Annotated in this window: 14 protein-coding genes and 1 tRNA gene; 1 reads left to right on the top strand and 14 read right to left on the bottom strand. The window is 63.0% G+C overall.

Translation table 11 applies throughout. The features are described from left to right. Positions 1 to 103: 103 nt before the first annotated feature. On the bottom strand, positions 104 to 511 hold the full coding sequence (locus EYV96_RS03050; RefSeq protein WP_131150029.1) for a GtrA family protein: 408 nt from the start codon (positions 509 to 511) through the stop codon (positions 104 to 106). Continuing rightward, positions 511 to 1533, bottom strand: coding sequence for an S-methyl-5-thioribose-1-phosphate isomerase (gene mtnA, locus EYV96_RS03045; RefSeq protein ID WP_131150028.1), 1023 nt, complete (start codon positions 1531 to 1533; stop codon positions 511 to 513). Before mtnA ends, EYV96_RS03050 begins: the two co-directional genes overlap by 1 nt. A 117-nt stretch (positions 1534 to 1650) precedes the next feature. Here mtnA and EYV96_RS03040 point away from each other — a divergent pair, with 117 nt between their 5' ends. Next, positions 1651 to 2559 carry a TolB family protein gene (locus EYV96_RS03040; RefSeq protein ID WP_131150027.1) on the top strand — a complete coding sequence of 303 codons (909 nt, stop codon included), beginning with the start codon at positions 1651 to 1653 and terminating at the stop codon, positions 2557 to 2559. Between the two features lie 66 nt (positions 2560 to 2625). Here EYV96_RS03040 and phaC read toward each other — a convergent pair whose 3' ends face one another. The 12 genes from phaC to EYV96_RS02980 form a co-directional block, all read right to left on the bottom strand. Then, a complete protein-coding gene (phaC, locus tag EYV96_RS03035; RefSeq protein ID WP_131150026.1) occupies positions 2626 to 3693 on the bottom strand; it encodes a class III poly(R)-hydroxyalkanoic acid synthase subunit PhaC in 1068 nt (355 codons plus the stop codon). Between the two features lie 12 nt (positions 3694 to 3705). After that, complete coding sequence (locus EYV96_RS03030) at positions 3706 to 4761, bottom strand: poly(R)-hydroxyalkanoic acid synthase subunit PhaE (protein ID WP_131150025.1); 1056 nt, start codon at positions 4759 to 4761, stop codon at positions 3706 to 3708. Positions 4762 to 4885: 124 nt separating this feature from the next. Continuing rightward, positions 4886 to 6991, bottom strand: coding sequence for a polyribonucleotide nucleotidyltransferase (gene pnp / locus EYV96_RS03025; protein WP_131150024.1), 2106 nt, complete (start codon positions 6989 to 6991; stop codon positions 4886 to 4888). An 18-nt stretch (positions 6992 to 7009) separates the two neighbouring features. Next, positions 7010 to 7279: a 30S ribosomal protein S15 gene (gene rpsO / locus EYV96_RS03020; protein WP_131150023.1), complete on the bottom strand. Its 270-nt coding sequence runs from the start codon at positions 7277 to 7279 to the stop codon at positions 7010 to 7012. Positions 7280 to 7489: 210 nt separating this feature from the next. Next, positions 7490 to 8428, bottom strand: a complete 939-nt coding sequence (gene truB / locus EYV96_RS03015) for a tRNA pseudouridine(55) synthase TruB (RefSeq protein WP_131150022.1) — start codon at positions 8426 to 8428, stop codon at positions 7490 to 7492. A gap of 136 nt (positions 8429 to 8564) precedes the next feature. Next, positions 8565 to 8933, bottom strand: a complete 369-nt coding sequence (gene rbfA, locus EYV96_RS03010) for a 30S ribosome-binding factor RbfA (protein ID WP_131150021.1) — start codon at positions 8931 to 8933, stop codon at positions 8565 to 8567. Between the two features lie 169 nt (positions 8934 to 9102). Further along, on the bottom strand, positions 9103 to 11907 hold the full coding sequence (gene infB / locus EYV96_RS03005; RefSeq protein ID WP_131150020.1) for a translation initiation factor IF-2: 2805 nt from the start codon (positions 11905 to 11907) through the stop codon (positions 9103 to 9105). A gap of 130 nt (positions 11908 to 12037) precedes the next feature. Continuing rightward, a complete protein-coding gene (nusA, locus tag EYV96_RS03000; RefSeq protein ID WP_131150019.1) occupies positions 12038 to 13543 on the bottom strand; it encodes a transcription termination factor NusA in 1506 nt (501 codons plus the stop codon). A 48-nt stretch (positions 13544 to 13591) separates the two neighbouring features. After that, complete coding sequence (locus tag EYV96_RS02995; RefSeq protein WP_165488566.1) at positions 13592 to 14110, bottom strand: ribosome maturation factor RimP; 519 nt, start codon at positions 14108 to 14110, stop codon at positions 13592 to 13594. A 224-nt stretch (positions 14111 to 14334) separates the two neighbouring features. Then, positions 14335 to 14411: transfer RNA gene (locus EYV96_RS02990), tRNA-Met, on the bottom strand. Between the two features lie 150 nt (positions 14412 to 14561). After that, positions 14562 to 16004 (bottom strand): NADH-quinone oxidoreductase subunit NuoN, encoded by a 1443-nt coding sequence (gene nuoN / locus EYV96_RS02985; RefSeq protein WP_131151470.1) that lies wholly within the window; start codon positions 16002 to 16004, stop codon positions 14562 to 14564. Between the two features lie 8 nt (positions 16005 to 16012). Continuing rightward, entirely contained in the window at positions 16013 to 17521 is a 1509-nt protein-coding gene (locus tag EYV96_RS02980; protein ID WP_131150017.1) for an NADH-quinone oxidoreductase subunit M, read from the bottom strand. Positions 17522 to 17526: the final 5 nt, after the last annotated feature.

Genomic DNA, 17526 nt, shown 5'->3' with positions numbered 1-17526 from the left:
GCGCGCATGATTTCCCCCGCGCGCAGACAGCCCGGACACAATGCGATAAGTGTACCAGAATCGCCGTCAAAACGACAGTATTTTTACCAGTAAAATCAGTGCGTTACGCACTGGATTTGGAACGCCTGAAAAGCACGCCGCGGGCTGTCGAAAAATTGACCAGTGCCGCCACGACGGAACCCGCGGTGACCGCGATGGCCGGCCACCGGTACAACCAGGGAAAGCCGGCCAACAGGCCCGCGTAAACGGCGTAGTTGACGAGTGCACCGGCGGTCATGAGACCCATCCAGTGACCCCATTCCGACAGCACTGAACGGCCACTCCTGCGTGCAGCGAACGTTACCCGACGGTTCCACACCCATGTCGCCGTCGCCGCGAGCAGGAACGAAACGACGCGCGCGCCGTAGGCGTTCCAGCCGGCAAAGGTCACCAGCAACTGGACGACGCCGGCATCGACCACCAGGCCGATGACGCCCCCAACCGCAAACATGGCCGCTTCGCGACGCAGCATCAGTGACCGAACATCGCTTGCATGGCCTTGGCATTCGGCCGCTCGATCACCCCGCGCTCAGTGACGATAGCGTCGATCAGTTCGGCTGGCGTCACATCAAACACCGGGTTCCAGGCATCGGCACCGTCAACCACGGTGCGCTGGCCGGCTACGGAGAGCAGCTCGGCTGCGTCACGCAGTTCGATTTCGATGTCGTCGCCGTTTGCCGTCGCCATGTCGACCGTGGACGAAGGCGCCACCACCATGAACTTCACGCCGTGATGGCGCGCGGCAATGGCCAGCTGATAGGTACCAATCTTGTTGGCGGTATCGCCGTTGGCTGCAATGCGATCGGCGCCGACGATCACCCACTGGACGACACCCGAACGCATCAGGTGCGAGGCCGCCGAATCGGCGATCAACCTGGCGGGAATGCCGTCACGCACCAGTTCCCACATGGTCAGGCGTGCACCCTGCTGCCACGGACGCGTTTCACCGGCAAAGACCTGCTCGATCCGTCCGGCGCTGACGCCAGCGCGAATCACGCCAAGGGCGGTGCCATAGCCGGCCGTGGCGAGCGACCCGGTGTTGCAATGGGTCATCACGCCCGAGCCCGGGACAATCAGCGCGGCGCCCAGCTCACCCATGTGGCGATTGGCGGCCAGATCCTCATCCTGGATCGCCTGCGCCTCACGCTCCAGCGCCACAACATCGGCGCCGGCCGCGATACGGCCCTTCATGCGATCCAGGGCCCACATCAGATTCACGGCCGTCGGACGCGCGGCACGGAGCTGGGCCAGCGCCTGATCCAGCTCGGCACCCTGCTGGGCCGCCAGGACGACGCCCCAGGCTGCGGCGATACCGATGGCTGGCGCACCACGAACGGCGAGGTCACGGATGGCCTGGGTCACCTCACCCGCGTTGCGGCAGTCGATCCAGCGCTCCTCGCGCGGCAACAGGCGCTGGTCGAGAAGGCGCAGATGGTCGCCCTGCCACTGAACGGCGCGGATGGTGTCGTGGGAGGTCGCGGGGGATGCAGTCATGTGGTGCTTGAAACGTCGATCGGGAAGGTTGAAAGCCTAGCATGCGGTACGGCACATACGCTGACTGGACTGCCTCCTTAGGATGGGCCCGTCCATGGCCCGAAGCCGGAGCTCAGAATGCCTGCCGCCCATAAAATGGTGTTCGCGCTTGCCTTGTCAGTCGCTGCGTCGCCCAACTGGGCCGCCGACAAGATCCCTGCGGCAGCCACCTGGGCACCATCCGCGATCAGCTCGCCGATGTTCGAATCACACGGCGCCTTCGATCCGGTGGATCACGCGTTCTACTTTGTTCGCAGCACACCACAGTTCAAAGGCTGGCGCATCATGGTCAGCCATTGCCAGGATGATGGCTGGTCGACCCCACTCGATGCGTCCTTTGCTGGCGACGGCGTCGAAGCCGATCCGTTCATCACGCCCGATGGCAAACACCTGTACTTCATTTCCACTCGCTCGACCGATGGCGTGCATCGCAAGGATCTCGATATCTGGCGCGTTGACCGGGGTGCCGATGGCACGTGGGGCGAACCGCAGCGTCTGCCTGAGCCCGTCAATTCGAGCGGCCAGGAATGGTTTCCGCGACCGGGCTCCGATGGCTGGCTCTACTTCGGATCGGATCGCCCTGGCGGCCATGGCAAAACCGATATCTGGCGCGCACGCCAGGATGCCCAGGGCATCTGGCGCGTCGAAAATCTCGGCCCCAACATCAACACGAGCGATGACGAGTACGAACCCCTGCCCTCGCCCGACGGCAGCCGCCTGGTCGTGATGGCTGGCGACGGGCTTTACGAAAGCCGGCTCAAGGACGGCGTTTGGACGTCCAAACATAAGCTTGGACCACCGGTGGGAGTCAACGGCACGGAGATTGGCTCGACGTTCTCACCGAGCGGCCGCACATTGATGTTTGCGCGCGATACGAAAGGCCCGAAGTCGGGCGAGTTCTTCGTTTGGCACCGGGAGGGCAACGAAGCGTGGCCACCCACATGCCCGCTCAGATCAACCCCACTGACCGAAGAAGCGCGACGCTGACCGATACCAGAAACAACAAGGCCCGACGCGCGTCGGGCCCTGTTGGCCATCCACGATCAGGCTGACTCAGTTATCGCGTTCAGTCAGCCATTGGTGAATGGCTGGCGGCACTTCGCGCTGCGCACGACCCGACACGTAGATGCCAATATGTCCGCCCTTGAAGGCCAGCTGCGTGTAGTCGGTCGTTCCCACGAGACGGCCCAGCGCACGCGACGCATCCGGCGGCACAAGATGATCCTGCTCCGCGAACACGTTGAGCACGGGCTGCGTGATCATGCCAAGGTCAACGGGCTGGTTGCCGATCGTCAGGTCACCCTTCACAAGCTTGTTTCCCTGGTAGAAATCCTTGATGAACTCGCGGAACGCCTCGCCCGCCTGATCCGGCGAATCGAAGATCCAGCGCTCCATGCGCAGGAAATTCTCCAGCTCCTTGCGATTATCGAGGATGTCGACCAGGCCCACATACTTCTGCTGGTTGAGGCGAACGGGCTTGAGCGTCAGGTAAACGTAGTTCATCAGCTCGGCGGGAATGTTGCCCAGCGTGTCGACGAACAGGTCCACGTCCATGTCCTGCACCCAGTGCGAGAGCATGTTGTCCGGCGTCTGGAAATCCACCGGCGTGACCATGGTGATCAGGTTTTTCACTTTCTCTGCGTGCAGCGCGGTATAGCACAGCGAGAATGCGCCGCCCTGGCAGATGCCGAGCAGATTGATCGACGGGAGACCGTGGCGCTTGCGCACGACATCGACACAGCGATCGAGATAGCCATTGATGTAGTCGTCCAGCGTGAGCCAGCGATCGGCGCCGTCGGGATAGCCCCAGTCGATCAGGTAGACGTCTTCGCCCTGCTCCAGCAGGTTGCGCACGAGGGAGCGATCATCTTGCAGATCGGTCATCCACACGGTATTGACCAGTGCATAGACGATCAGCAAGGGGGTCTTGGCCGTTGGCTTGCCGCTCCCCTTCATGTGCCAGACCGTGAGCTTGTCTTCGCGATACACCGCTTCGCGCGGCGTGTTCGCGTATTCCGGCTCATGCAGGCCGTGCAGGCTTTCCATGCCAGCCGTCAGCTTGCGCTGGAAGGCGGCGATTTCGCCAAGGACCTTGGCGGGATCGATGCGTAGCGGCGTCATCGTGATGGACTCTTACTTGCGCTTGCGCGGCGTGCCACGCGCTGCGCTGGTGGTAGTGGTGCGACGTGCCGCGGCGGTCTTGCGCGTACGCTTTGCATCGCTGTCGAGCGCGACGTCCTCGCGGCGGGTCGTCGTCTTTTTCGCCGGTGCCGTTTCGGTGCGCGGACTGGACTGACGCTTGAGTGCAGCCAGTTCGGCACGCAGTGCAGCGATGTCCTTGTCTCGAACGGCATCAGCCATCGCCTGGGATTGATTGGCGCGCAGTTCACGGCGCAGTTCCTGCACCCGTTTGCCCAACGAGGAGACTTCGCTCCGCGTGGGCATGCCCAGCTCGCGGCAAAGCGCCTCAAGCTGTTCCTGCTGGAGTTTGCGCACATGCATCTGCGCATTGACCATTGCGCCATACGCCTGCCGGAATTCATCCGACAGTGCGATCTCGCCGTAGGCATCCTCAACGGCGTCGACCCATTGGTCATAAAGCGCCTTCAGCGATTCAACCGGGCGCGCGGCGCCGTCCTGCTGGGCGAGCTTCTGCTGCAGAAGTTCGAAGCCTTCGGCGTTGGCCCGGGCGAGCAAAGACTGGTAACGGGAGTAAGTCTCAAGGTACTCGCGCATGGCGTTCAGGAGTGCCTGATGCTGCATCTGGCGCTCGCGCGTGTACCCGAAGGCCGGCATGTCGCCAAGCTGGCTCATGTCCGGGATGTTTGGCGCCTGCATGGCCTGCAGCCAGTTTTGCCATTGCTGGGCAAAGCCTTGCGCAGCCGAGCTGTCGATGCCGCCAAAGGCCTGGGCAAAGGGCGGGTTGGTGCCTGTGAACAACTGGCGCAAGGACGCCTGCCAGTCATCGGGAGACGTCCCCACAACGCCGCTGGTCGCTGCTGACTGCAGCCAGTCGCTGTAACCCTTGAGGCCATGCATCATGCGCTCGAGCAGGTCGTCACCCTGGGCGTGGGTCGCGTGAGGCATGGCGCCGCGCATACCCGGCTGCATGGTCTGCATCCAGTGGTCCCAGGATTGCTGCACCATGGACTGGTACTGCTTCAGGAAGTCGCCGGCCTGGTCTGTCATCGCTGTGCATCCTCAACACGTTGCCGGGTCATCCTAGCAAATGCCGACTGCACGGGAGCGCATTCCCGAGGCAAAAAAAGGCCCGGCAATGCCGGGCCTTTTCCTAACGCGTTGTGCTGATGACTCAGGCGCTTGCGCCCTCGTCCTCGGCCACGGCCTTCATCGACAGGCGGATGCGACCCTGCTTGTCCACTTCCAGCACCTTGACCTTGACGATATCGCCTTCCTTGAGCTTGTCCGAGACCTTCTCGACGCGCTCGTTGGAGATCTGCGACACGTGCACCAGACCGTCCTTGCCCGGCAGGATCGTCACGAAGGCGCCGAAATCCATCAGCTTGGCAACCTTGCCTTCGTAGATGCGACCCGGCTCGACGTCGGACACAATCTGCTCGATGCGCTTCTTCGCTTCGTCAGCCGCCTGGCGGTTGACCGAAGCGATCACGACCGTGCCATCGTCGCTGATGTCGATGGTGGTGCCGGTTTCTTCGGTGATCGAACGGATGGTCGCGCCACCCTTGCCGATGACTTCGCGGATCTTGTCCGGATGGATCTTGATGGTGAGCAGGCGCGGGGCGTACTCGCTCATCTCCGAACGCGGCGTGCTGATGACCTTGGCCATCTCACCGAGGATATGCAGACGACCACGCTTGGCCTGCTCCAGCGCCACCTTCATGATCTCTTCGGTGATGCCGTCGATCTTGATGTCCATCTGCAGCGCGGAGATACCGTCGGCGCTACCGGCCACCTTGAAGTCCATGTCGCCGAGGTGATCTTCATCACCCAGGATGTCGGACAGCACGACGAAGTCGCTGCCCTCCTTGACCAGGCCCATGGCGATACCGGCCACCGGAGCCTTCAGCGGCACGCCGGCGTCCATCATGGCCAGCGAGGAACCGCAGACCGAGGCCATCGACGAGGAACCGTTGGATTCGGTGATTTCCGAGACCACGCGCAGCACGTACGGGAACTCTTCGATGCTCGGCTTCACAGCCTGCACGCCGCGCTTGGCGAGGCGGCCGTGGCCGATTTCGCGACGCTTCGGCGCGCCGAAGCGGCCCGCTTCACCGACCGAGAAGGGCGGGAAGTTGTAATGGAACAGGAAGGGATCCTTCGACTCGCCTTCCGGCGCATCGATGATCTGCGAGTCACGCGTGGTGCCCAGCGTGGCAACGACCAGCGCCTGGGTTTCGCCACGGGTGAACAGCGCCGAACCGTGGGTACGCGGCAGAACGCCGACGCGCACGGTGATCGGACGGACGTCGTCCAGGTTGCGGCCGTCGATGCGGACCTTGGTCTTCAGCACGGAGTCGCGCATGGTGCGGTACTCGAGCTCGGCGAATTCCTTCGCGAGATCGGCAACCACCCAGCCCTTCTCTTCAGCCTGCGGCTTCAGCACGTCCAGGACGTCGGACTTGATCGCGGCGATCGCATCGCGGCGCTGGATCTTGTCGCGGATCTGGAAAGCCTCGTCGAGCTTGCTGCCGACTTCACCCTTCAGCGCGGCGATCAGCGACTCGTTGCGCTCCGGGGCAACCCAGCCGGACGACGGCTTGGCGGCTTCGGTGGCAAGTTCGGCGATGGCGCGAATGGCAGCCTGCAGCTGCTGGTGACCAAACACCACGGCACCCAGCATCACTTCTTCGCTGAGCAGCTTGGCTTCGGATTCCACCATCAGCACGGCGTTGGCGGTACCGGCGACGACCAGGTCCAGGTCCGAGGTCTTGAGCTCGGTCGCGGACGGGTTCAGCAGGTACTGGCCATTGACGTAGCCAATGCGCGCGGCGCCGATCGGACCCTTGAACGGGATGCCGGCGAGCGACAGCGCAGCGGAAGCACCGAGCATCGCGGGGATGTCGCCATCAACCTCGGGGTTGAGCGACAGCACCTGGGCGATGATCTGGACTTCGTTCTTGTACTCCTCCGGGAACAGCGGACGCACCGGACGGTCGATCAGGCGCGAGGTCAGCGTTTCCTTTTCGGTCGGACGGCCTTCGCGCTTGAAGAAACCACCGGGAATGCGACCGGCGGAGTAGAACTTTTCCTGGTAGTCGACGGTGAGGGGGAAGAAATCCTGACCCTCGCGCGCCTTGGCCGCAGCCACGGCCGTCACCAGGACGACCGTGCCGCCCATCGAGACGACAACGGCACCGGAAGCCTGGCGGGCGATTTCGCCCGTCTCCAGTGTGACTTCGTGATTACCGTACTGGAATGACTTGGTTACTTTCGCCACTGTGGTGTCCTTGTCCGATTAACGGCGCAGGCCGAGGCGTTCGATGAGGGCCTGGTAGCGGGCCAGATCGTTCTTCTTGAGGTAGGCCAGCAGGCTCTTGCGCTGATTGACCAGCTTAAGCAGACCACGACGCGAGTGATGATCCTGCTTGTGGGCCTTGAAATGGTCGGTCAGGTGCTCGATGCGGGCGGACAGCAGGGCAACCTGCACTTCCGGCGAACCGGTATCGTTCGGGACGCGGCCGAAGTCAGCAATGATCTTGCCGGTCTGTTCTGCGGTGAGGGACATGGGTATCTCTTCCTTAAAAACGGGTGCGAAGCTTGCGCAACGTCACCAATGGATGACGTTGCGCAAGCTTCGCCTGGATGAATGATTACTTTGGATCAAGCGCCCTATTGTACCGAGGCATGGCGCGCTACAACAAGACCATGACAATCACGCCATTAGGGCGCTGACCTCACGGTTTTCATGGGTCCTGCGACCCTGTGGAACGGCTTTTCACTCCACCGCCCCCGTCTCTGCCGGAGAAACCTTCGGCAAATTGAAGCCGCGCTGGATGAGGAGCTTTCCGTCGGAATTGACTTCACACAGTGCCAGCGGACGACCGTCATCGGCATAGGCGACGCAGGGGCCTTCCGCTGCGCCTTCCGGGAAAATCTGGCGCCCCTGTGAGACGCCGTGACTCTGTTCCGCATCCAGGTGCAAGGCTGGCCAGTCGACCAGGCCTGCCGCCAGCGGCAACAGGAGCGGCAAAAGTGCGGCATCACCCTGCTCCCTGGCCGCCGCAAGCTGATCAAGGGTCACCATGGCAACGGGCTCGCGGAACGGTTCTACCCAGAGCCGGCGCAGGCCCGTCAGGTGGGCGCCACAGCCAAGGTTGTCGCCGAAATCCACCGCCAGACTGCGCACATAGGTACCGGATCCGCATTCGACGTGAAGGCGGACGCTGTCGGCTGTACGGGACATGACCTCAAGCCTGAACACTTCCACCTCACGCGGCGGTACATCGACCACCTCGCCGCGCCGTGCCTTCACATACAACGGCTCCCCGCCCTGCTTGAGCGCAGAGTAAACCGGAGGCACCTGCAGGATGCGCCCCCGTAACGGAGCCAGCGCACGCTCGATCTCCCCGTCGCTGAACGAAGGTACGGGCCGCGTCTCGACGACATCCCCCTCCAGGTCGGCCGTCGTGGTCGTCACGCCGAGTCGGCAATCCGCTACGTACGCCTTCCGGGAACCGAGCAGGCTGCCCGCGATTTTGGTGGCTTCGCCAAGACACAGCGGCAACAACCCCGTTGCCAGGGGATCGAGCGCGCCAGTGTGACCGCCCTTTTCCGCACGGAACATACGCCGCGCCGCCTGCAAGGCCTGGTTGGAGCTCATGCCCAGGGGCTTGTCGAGCAGGACGATGCCGTGGAGGGCGCGGAAATGTTTCATGCGTGAAGCGAACAGCCGTTGGAAGATAAGGACGAGCGGGAGCCGGGATGACGCACCGGTGGGCTATGGCGGAAGCGTCCATGCGCCGCCAGCGCACGAACGCCTCTGCGCAGTGGCGCCATGGCATTCAGCTACGTTACTCGTTTTCAGGCTCGGCCGAGGTCGGGTTCTCGCGAAGCAATTGCTCGATTCGCTCGCCCTTGTCGACCGAGTCGTCGTACTTGAAGCGCAGTTCGGGGACGCGACGCAGCCGCATGGAGCGGGACAGTTCGCGGCGGAACTCCACGGCGAGGCCCTTGAGCTCCTTCACCAGTTCGGCGGATTTTTCCGGCATGAGGGCCGTGACCCAAACCGTAGCGACGTCGAGATCGCGAGTCACTTCGACGTCCGAAACGCTTGACGATGGCAAGCCGTGATCGCGCACGGCGGCGTGTACCAGCAAGCCGATTTCGCGGCGCAGCTCGGCGCCCACGCGGTCGGTTCGCTTGAAATCACGTGATGGCATGGGAGAACTCCTTTCGCGCCCCGTCATGCCCGGGACGATGAGCGGCCGGCCCGATGCCGGCGGCGATGTATTTCAAGCAAAAAGGCCCGGACAAGGTTGCTGTCCGGGCCCCTGCAAGTCCAGACGAAGGATGTTCGCGGCAACGCCACTCATCCCTCGCCTCGTGTCATTACAGCGTACGGGCCACTTCGATACGCTCGAAGCACTCGATCTGGTCGCCGACCTTGACGTCGTTGTACTGCTTCACGGCGATACCGCATTCCATGCCGTTGCGGACTTCGTCGACGAGGTCCTTGAAGCGGCGCAGCGACTCCAGTTCGCCCTGGAAGATCACCGTGTTGTCACGCAGCACGCGGATCGGCTTGCTGCGCTTGACCGTACCTTCGACGACCATGCAACCGGCCACGGCGCCGAACTTGGAGCTGCGGAAGACCTCGCGGACCTGCGCCACGCCAATGATCTCTTCGCGCACTTCCTTGCCCAGAAGACCCGAAGCGGCCTGCTTCACCTGGTCGATCACGTCATAGATGATCGAGAAGTAACGAACGTCGAGACCGGCCGTGTCGATGACCTTGCGGGCCGAGGCGTCGGCACGGACGTTGAAGCCGATGACCAGCGCCTTGGAGGCGGCAGCCAGCGTGGCGTCCGATTCGGTGATGCCGCCCACGCCCGAAGCGATGACGTTCACCTTGACGTTCTCGTTGCCGATCTGGCTCAGCGACTCGCGCAGTGCCTGCACCGAACCCTGCACGTCGGCCTTGACCAGGATGTTGAGCGTCTGCTGCTCAGCACCCTGGCTCATCAGGGCCATGATGTCTTCAAGGCGGTTCGCCTTGCTGACCATGCGGGTTTCACGACGCTTCAGCTGACGCTCGGCAGCCACTTCGCGCGCCAGGCGCTCGTCGGCCACGACGACGAAGTCGTCACCCGATTCCGGCACGCCGGACAAGCCGAGCACCTGCACCGGGATCGACGGACCAGCGGACTGCACGGTCTTGCCACTCTCGTCGACCAGCGCACGCATGCGACCGTATTCGATGCCGCACACGACGAAGTCGCCGCGCTTGAGCGTGCCCTGCTGGACCAGCACGGTCGCCACCGGACCACGACCGCGGTCGAGGCTCGATTCGATGACCACACCGGAGGCCGGACCGTCTTCGACGGCCTTCAGCTCCATCACTTCAGCCTGCACCGAGATGGCATCGAGCAGATCGTCGATACCCATGCCGGTCTTGGCCGACACCGGGACGAACGGCGTGTCACCACCCCACTCTTCCGGAATCACTTCCAGGTTGCCGAGGCCCTGCTTGACGTGGTCGGGATTGGCGTCCGACTTGTCCATCTTGTTGAGCGCGACGATGAGCGGCACCTTCGCGGCACGGGCATGCTGCACGGCTTCGGCCGTCTGCGGCATGACGCCGTCGTCAGCGGCCACCACCAGCACCACGATATCCGTCGACTGCGCACCGCGGGCACGCATCGAGGTAAACGCGGCATGGCCGGGGGTATCCAGGAACGTAATCACGCCCTTGGGCGTGTCCACGTGGTAGGCACCGATGTGCTGCGTGATGCCACCGGCTTCACCCGACGCCACCTTGGTGCGACGGATGTAGTCGAGCAGCGAGGTCTTGCCGTGGTCGACGTGACCCATGATGGTCACGACCGGCGGACGCGACTTCTTCTCGCCCTCGAGCTCGGCGTTCTGCGTGTGGGCAGCCAGCGCGGCTTCGGCGTTGTCGTTGCTTGCGGCAACGGCGGTATGGCCGAGTTCTTCAATCACCAGCACCGCAGTGTCATGGTCGATCGTCTGGTTGATGGTGGCCATCACGCCCATCTTGAAGAGGGCCTTGACCACTTCCGAACCCTTGACCGCCATCTTCTGCGCGAGATCGGCGACGACGTTGGCATCACCCACCACCACTTCACGCACCACCGGTGCGGTAGGACGGGAGAAGCCATGCGGGCCGGAGGACGCCGCACTGCTCGAACTGCGACCAGTGTCGCGCACGTTGCCACGGCCACTCTTGCCACCGCGCTTGTTGCGACGGGCACGGTCGGCATCGGACAGATGCAGTTCGCCGGCAGCGAAACGCTTACCGCCAGCGACTTCCTCGCGATCACGGCCAAACTTCGGCTTGTTGCGATCGCCAGCGGCGGCGGCAGCAGCCGCCGGGGCGGGTGCCGGAGCGGGCGCGGGCGCCGGGGCGGGCGCAGCGACGGGCTTTTCACGACGACGCGGCTCATGAATGCGCGGCAGAATCATGCCCAGCGCATTCGGATCAATCTTCTGTACGGTCGGCTGCACGGGTGCGGCCTTCTCCTTCGGTGCTTCAACTTCGGTTGCCGGCGCCGGGGTAGCGGCGACCTGCTCGACCACGCGCGTGGCGGCTTCTTCGGCCGCTGCGCGCTGCGCCGCTTCGGCCGCTGCCTGCGCAGCTTGTTCTTCAGCCTGGCGCTGACGCTCGTCAGCCTCGTCCTGCTTGCGCTGCTCGGCCTCGGCGTGCAGGCGTGCTTCTTCCTGGCGACGCTCTTCGGCTTCGACGCGCTGGGTTTCTTCATTGTCGCGCTGCTGCTGCGACTCCTGCAGCTTGCGCACGGCGTCTTCGCGCTCGTGATCGGCACCGGCCTCTTCGGCGATGACGCTGCGCTTGACGTAGGTGCGCTTGGCGCGGACCTCGACATTGACGGTCTTGGCGCCCGCAGCACCGCGGCCGCCCGGCGTGGCGACCTTCAGTTCGCTGACCTTGCGGCGCTTGAGGGTGATCTGGCGCGGCGAGCTGTCATCAGCATCCGTCGCTTCTTCGGCCTTGCCATGCGTACGACGCAGGAAGCCGAGCAGCTTCACCTTTTCGGTGCTGCTGATGACCTGCTCCGGGTCCGAGAAACTCATACCTGCATTGGCAAGCTGACCGAGCAGCTTGTCCACCGGCATGCCAAGGACCTTGGCGAGTTGTGAAATGGTTACGTCCGACATCGTGTTCTTTCTCCGCCGTTCCCGCGCTTATCGTGCGTACGGGGCCACCCCGTACGACTACCCCCGTCCCTGGTGGGAAACCGGTGAAGGTTTCCCTCGGCGCGCCCATCCAGGGCGCCGCCGCCCGCGGTTAGCCGCCCTTCTCCAGACGCGCAATCATCGGCGCGCGTGCAGCCATGATCAGCGCCGCAGCGCGTTCTTCGTCCATGCCTTCAATATCGATCAGATCGTCGACCGCCAAATCCGCCAGGTCGTCCGCCGTGGTGACGCCACGGGAAGCCAGCGCGTAAGCGGTGGACTCATCCATGCCGTCAAGACCGAGCAGCTCGTCCGACGGCTGATGCTCGTCAATGCCCTCTTCCACGGCCAGCGCCTCGGTAAGCAGCGCATCGCGGGCGCGGGCGCGCAGTTCCTCGACGATGTCTTCGTCGAAGCCTTCGACGGCGAGCAGTTCGGCGCTCGGCACGTAGGCGATTTCTTCGACGCTGGAGAAGCCTTCCTGCACCAGGATGTTGGCGATTTCCTGGTCCACTTCCAGCTTGTCCATGAACAGCTGGCGGGCCGCTTCCTGCTCGGCTTCGCTCTTGGCGGTGACCTGGTCCTGCGTCATCACGTTGAGCTGCCAGCCGGTGAGCTTGCTGGCCAGACGCACGTTCTGGCCGCCGCGGCCAATGGCCTGCGAGAGCTTGTCTTCTGCGACCGCGATGTCCATCGAGTGCTTTTCTTCGTCCATGATGATGGACTGCACTTCGGCGGGCGCCATGGCGTTGATGACGTACTGGGCCTGGTTTTCGTGCCACAGGATGATGTCCACGCGCTCGCCATTGAGCTCGTTGGACACGGCCTGGACGCGCGAACCACGCATGCCGATACAGGCGCCGATGGGATCGGTGCGGCTGTCATGGGCCACCACGGCAATCTTGGCGCGGTCGCCCGGGTCGCGGGCACAGCCCTTGATCTCGACCAGGCCCTGGCCGACTTCCGGCACTTCGAGCTTGAACAGCTCGATCATGAATTCCGGTGCCGCGCGCGACACGAACAGCTGCGGGCCACGCACTTCCGAGCGCACTTCGTAGAGATAGCCGCGAACGCGGTCGCCCACGCGGGCCGACTCACGCGGAATCGTCTTGTCGCGCGGAATGAACGCCTCGGCGTTGCCGCCCAGGTCCAGATAGACGTTGCCACGCTCGACGCGCTTCACGATGCCGGTGATCAGCTCACCCACGCGATCCTGGAAGGCATCCACGACCTGCTGGCGCTCGGCTTCGCGCACGCGCTGCACGATCACCTGCTTGGCGGCCTGCGCTGCAATACGGCCGAATTCGGCGTTTTCGATCTGGGCCTCGATGTAGTCGCCCACGACCGAGCCTTCACGCTCGTCGATGGCATCCATGAGACGCAGCTGGTGGAACGGCGACTCCATCTCGCCGTCGTCAGCGATGACTTCCCAACGACGATAGGTCTCGTACTCGCCGCTCTGGCGATCGATGGTCACGCGGATATCCGGATCTTCGTCCGGGTAGCGCTTCTTGGCAGCCGAAGCCAGGGCGGCTTCCATCGCCTGGAAGATCACTTCGCGCGACACGCCCTTTTCGTTGGCAACTGCGTCGACGACCAGCAACAGTTCTTTGCTCATTGCAGAAACTCCGTAGACACCATCCGGCGTCCGAATCGGTCTGATGAATTACTTGGCGGCTTTCTTGCCGGCCGGCTTCTTGCCCGGCTTGGGCTGCGGCTGATAACCCAGCGCTGCCCAGTCCGGCACGATGCGCGCGGTTTCCACGGCGTCGTGATCGAAATCGAATGTCTTGCCTTCGGCTTCCAGCGAAATACGCTCGCCTTCCACTGCCAGCACCTTGCCCTTGAGACGACGGCGACCTTCGATCGGCGCCTTCAATAGCACTTTCACTTCCTGGCCCGTGACCCTGCCGAACTGCTCAGCCGTGAAAAGTGGACGATCCATGCCGGGCGACGACACTTCAAGCAGGTAATGCCCCGGAATCGGGTCTTCCACGTCCAGCATGGCGGACAGTTCGCGGCTCGCGGCCTCGCAATCGTCGAGGGTGACTTCGCGGCCTTCCACGTCCAGGTAGATGCGCAGGGTACTCTGGCCCTGCGATGGGGAGAACTCCACGCCGAGGCATGACAGGCCCAGATCGGCCAGTACGTCGGTGAAGCGTTGTGCGAGTGCCTGCGTATCCATAAGAGCCTGTGTACCGTCTGCAGAAACAAAAAATGGGCTCAAGCGGCCCATTCCCTGCTCTCTTAACGAGAGCTGCCTCGCCGATGTCCCGACCCTTCCAGGCTCTTTCCGGGCACGTTCGGCAACTTTGAAGCTGTAGCAGCCAAAGCGTGACGAATGTGCGACGCATCCTTGCGCCCAACAAAAAAGCCTCACGAGGAGGCTTTCTTGTTCTAAGAAAGATCTGGTAGCGGGGGTAGGATTCGAACCTACGACCTTCGGGTTATGAGCCCGACGAGCTGCCAGACTGCTCCACCCCGCATCAGAGTTTGAAAAGTTTAACGAGGTGGCCGATTTCTTGCAAGCACCTTGTAGCAATTAATTTCACAGTACTTGAGAAAAAAGCCAAAAATCCCTGCGAAATCACAGGAATCGCAGGCATGGGCTCGTCATCCATGCCTGCGTAAATCGATCAGCCGCCGGGGAATACGCTCTTGCACCAGCCCAGCAGCGGGCCCCATGCGAAGCCCAGCACCAGCAGGGACAATGCATTGAGCGACAGCACCAGGCGCACCGACGGATCGGAGGTCAGCCTGGGCTCGACGCCCTCGCCCGGCTTGTCGAAATACATGACCTTGACCACGCGCAGGTAGTAGTAGATGCCGATGATGGCGAACACGGCACCCACAATGGCCAGCCACAGCATGCCCGCGTGAATGGCCGACTGCAGCACCAGGAACTTGGCGAAGAAGCCGAACAGCGGCGGGACGCCAGCCAGCGAGAACATCACCAGCAGCATGAGGAAGGCCATCCACGGCGAACGCTGGTTCAGGCCCTTGAGATCGTCGATCTCTTCGCACTCGAAACCGGCACGAGCCAGAGCCAGGATCACGCCGAACGCGGCGGTACCCATGAGCGCGTAGCTGATCGCGTAGAACAGGGCCGAGGCGTAGCCTTCCGGACCGGCGTTGACCAGACCCAGCAGCAGGTAACCCATGTGGGAGATGGTCGAGTACGCCAGCAGGCGCTTGAGGTTCGTCTGGACGATGGCGACCAGGTTACCGATGGCCAGCGACAGCACCGCCAGCACGGCCAGCATTTGCTGCCAGTGCGCCGACAGGTCGCCCAGGCCAGTTTCCAGCAGGCGATACGCCATGCCGAAAGCAGCCAGCTTCGGGGCCGAACCGATGAAGATGGTCACGGCCGTCGGCGAGCCCTGGTACACGTCCGGGATCCACATGTGGAACGGAGCCGCACCGATCTTGAAGCCGATGCCGACGATCATGAAGATCAGGCCGAAAATCAGCAGGTTCGGCATGCTGGTGCGCGCGGCAGCACCGTGCAGCATGGCCAGGTCCAGCGTGCTGGTGGCGCCATAGACCATCGACATGCCGTACAGCAGCATGCCCGAAGCCAGTGCACCCAGCACGAAGTACTTGATGGCGGCTTCGGACGAGAGCTTCGAATCGCGGTTCAGCGCCACCAGGGCGTACGAGGACAAGGTCAGCAGTTCGAGGCCAAGGTACACGGTGACCAGGCTACCGGCCGAAACCAACAACATGATGCCGATGACGGCGAAGATCATCAGCGTGTAGAACTCGCCGACGAACAAGCCGCGATCGGTCAGGTACGGACGACCGTAGACAAACACCAGGGCGGTGCTGAGCAGCGCGAAGACCTTGAGGATCTCGGCCACGCCGTCACGGACAAACATGCCACCGAAGGCGGTGACCGGCTGGCTGGGCTGCCCTGCCACGACCAGGTAGATGGCGATCAGCAGCACGGCGATCGAGAGCCAGTGCAGCATGCCGCGCTGTTCGGGCTTCATGAAGGCGTCGAGCAGCAACAGGAAGCATGCCGCCACTACCAGATACAGCTCCGGCAGCATGATCAGAATGTCATTGATATTCGGCATGGTCATTCTCAGATCTTGTGGTTGCCAAGCTGCTGCACGAGCTGCGTCACCGAGCTGTCCATCAGATGGATCAGCGGTTGCGGCCACACGCCCAGGATCAGCACGGCGGCAGCGAAGGCACCGAGCACGAACCACTCGCGGCCGTTGATGTCCTTCATTTCGGCCACGTGCGGGTTGGTGATGTCACCCCACAGCACGCGCTTGACCATCCACAGCGTGTAGGCGGCGCCGATGATCAGCGTGAAGGCGGCGAACAGCGCAATCCACGGATTGGCACTGAAGCTGGCCAGGATCACGAAGAACTCACCCACGAAACCGCTGGTGCCCGGCAGGCCGCTGTTGGCCATGGCGAACAGCACGTAGAAGAAACCGAACCAGGGCATGACGTTGATCACGCCGCCGTAGTCCTTGATCTGGCGCGAATGCAGGCGGTCGTACAGCACGCCGATGCACGAGAACATCGCGCCCGACACGAAGCCATGCGAAATCATCTGCACCATGGCGCCCTGCATGCCCAGCTTGGCTGCATCGGCGTTGTTGGCATCACGCACGAGCATGAAGGCGATGAAGATACCCAGGGTGACGAAGCCCATATGCGCGACCGAGGAGTACGCGACCAGCTTCTTCATGTCTTCCTGTACCAGCGCCACGTAGCCGATGTAGACCACAGCCACCAGGCTCAGGCCAATCACCAGCCAGGCATAGGCTTCGGACGCGTCCGGCACGATGGGCAGCGAGAAACGGAGGAAACCGTAGCCACCGATCTTCAGCATCACGGCCGCCAGCACCACCGAACCACCCGTAGGCGCTTCCACGTGGGCATCCGGCAACCAGGTGTGGACCGGCACCATCGGAACCTTCACCGCAAACGCGATGAGGAAGGCGAAGAACAACCAGGTCTGCTCCTGCAGCGTCAGCGGCAGCGCCGCCAGCGTGTTCAGGTCGAACGAACCGGCCTTCAGGTACAGGTAGATCAGGCCCACCAGCATGAAGATGGAGCCGAAGAACGTATAGATGAAGAACTTGAGGGTGGCGTAGACACGACGCGGACCGCCCCACATACCGATGAGGATGAACATCGGGATGAGCATGGCTTCGAAGAACACGTAGAACAGCAACGCGTCCGTAGCGCAGAACACGCCGATCATCAGGCCTTCGAGCACCAGCATGGCGGCCATGTACTGGTGCGGCTTGTCCTGGATGACTTCCCAGGCACCCACGATGACCAGGATGCCGACGAAGGTCGTCAGCAGGATCAGTGCGACCGAGATGCCGTCGACAGCAAGACCGTAGTGGACGCCGAGCGACGAGATCCACAGGTAGCTTTCGGTCAGCTGCTTCGCCGGGTCAACCGGGTTGTACTGCGTAAGCAGGAACAGGCTGAGGACGAAGGTGAGCACGGCCACCGCCAGCGCAAGCCAGCGCGCGGTGTTCGGACGACCGGACCCGGCCATCAGCACCGGGATGGCGCCAACGACAGGTAGCCAGATCAGCAGGCTGAGCAAGTGATTGAACATGGATC

It is taken from the genome of Dyella terrae, assembly GCF_004322705.1.
Lineage (GTDB): Bacteria > Pseudomonadota > Gammaproteobacteria > Xanthomonadales > Rhodanobacteraceae > Dyella_D > Dyella_D terrae.
Note: the sequence above shows the minus strand (reverse complement) of the source record. Positions and strands in the feature narration are given on the sequence as shown.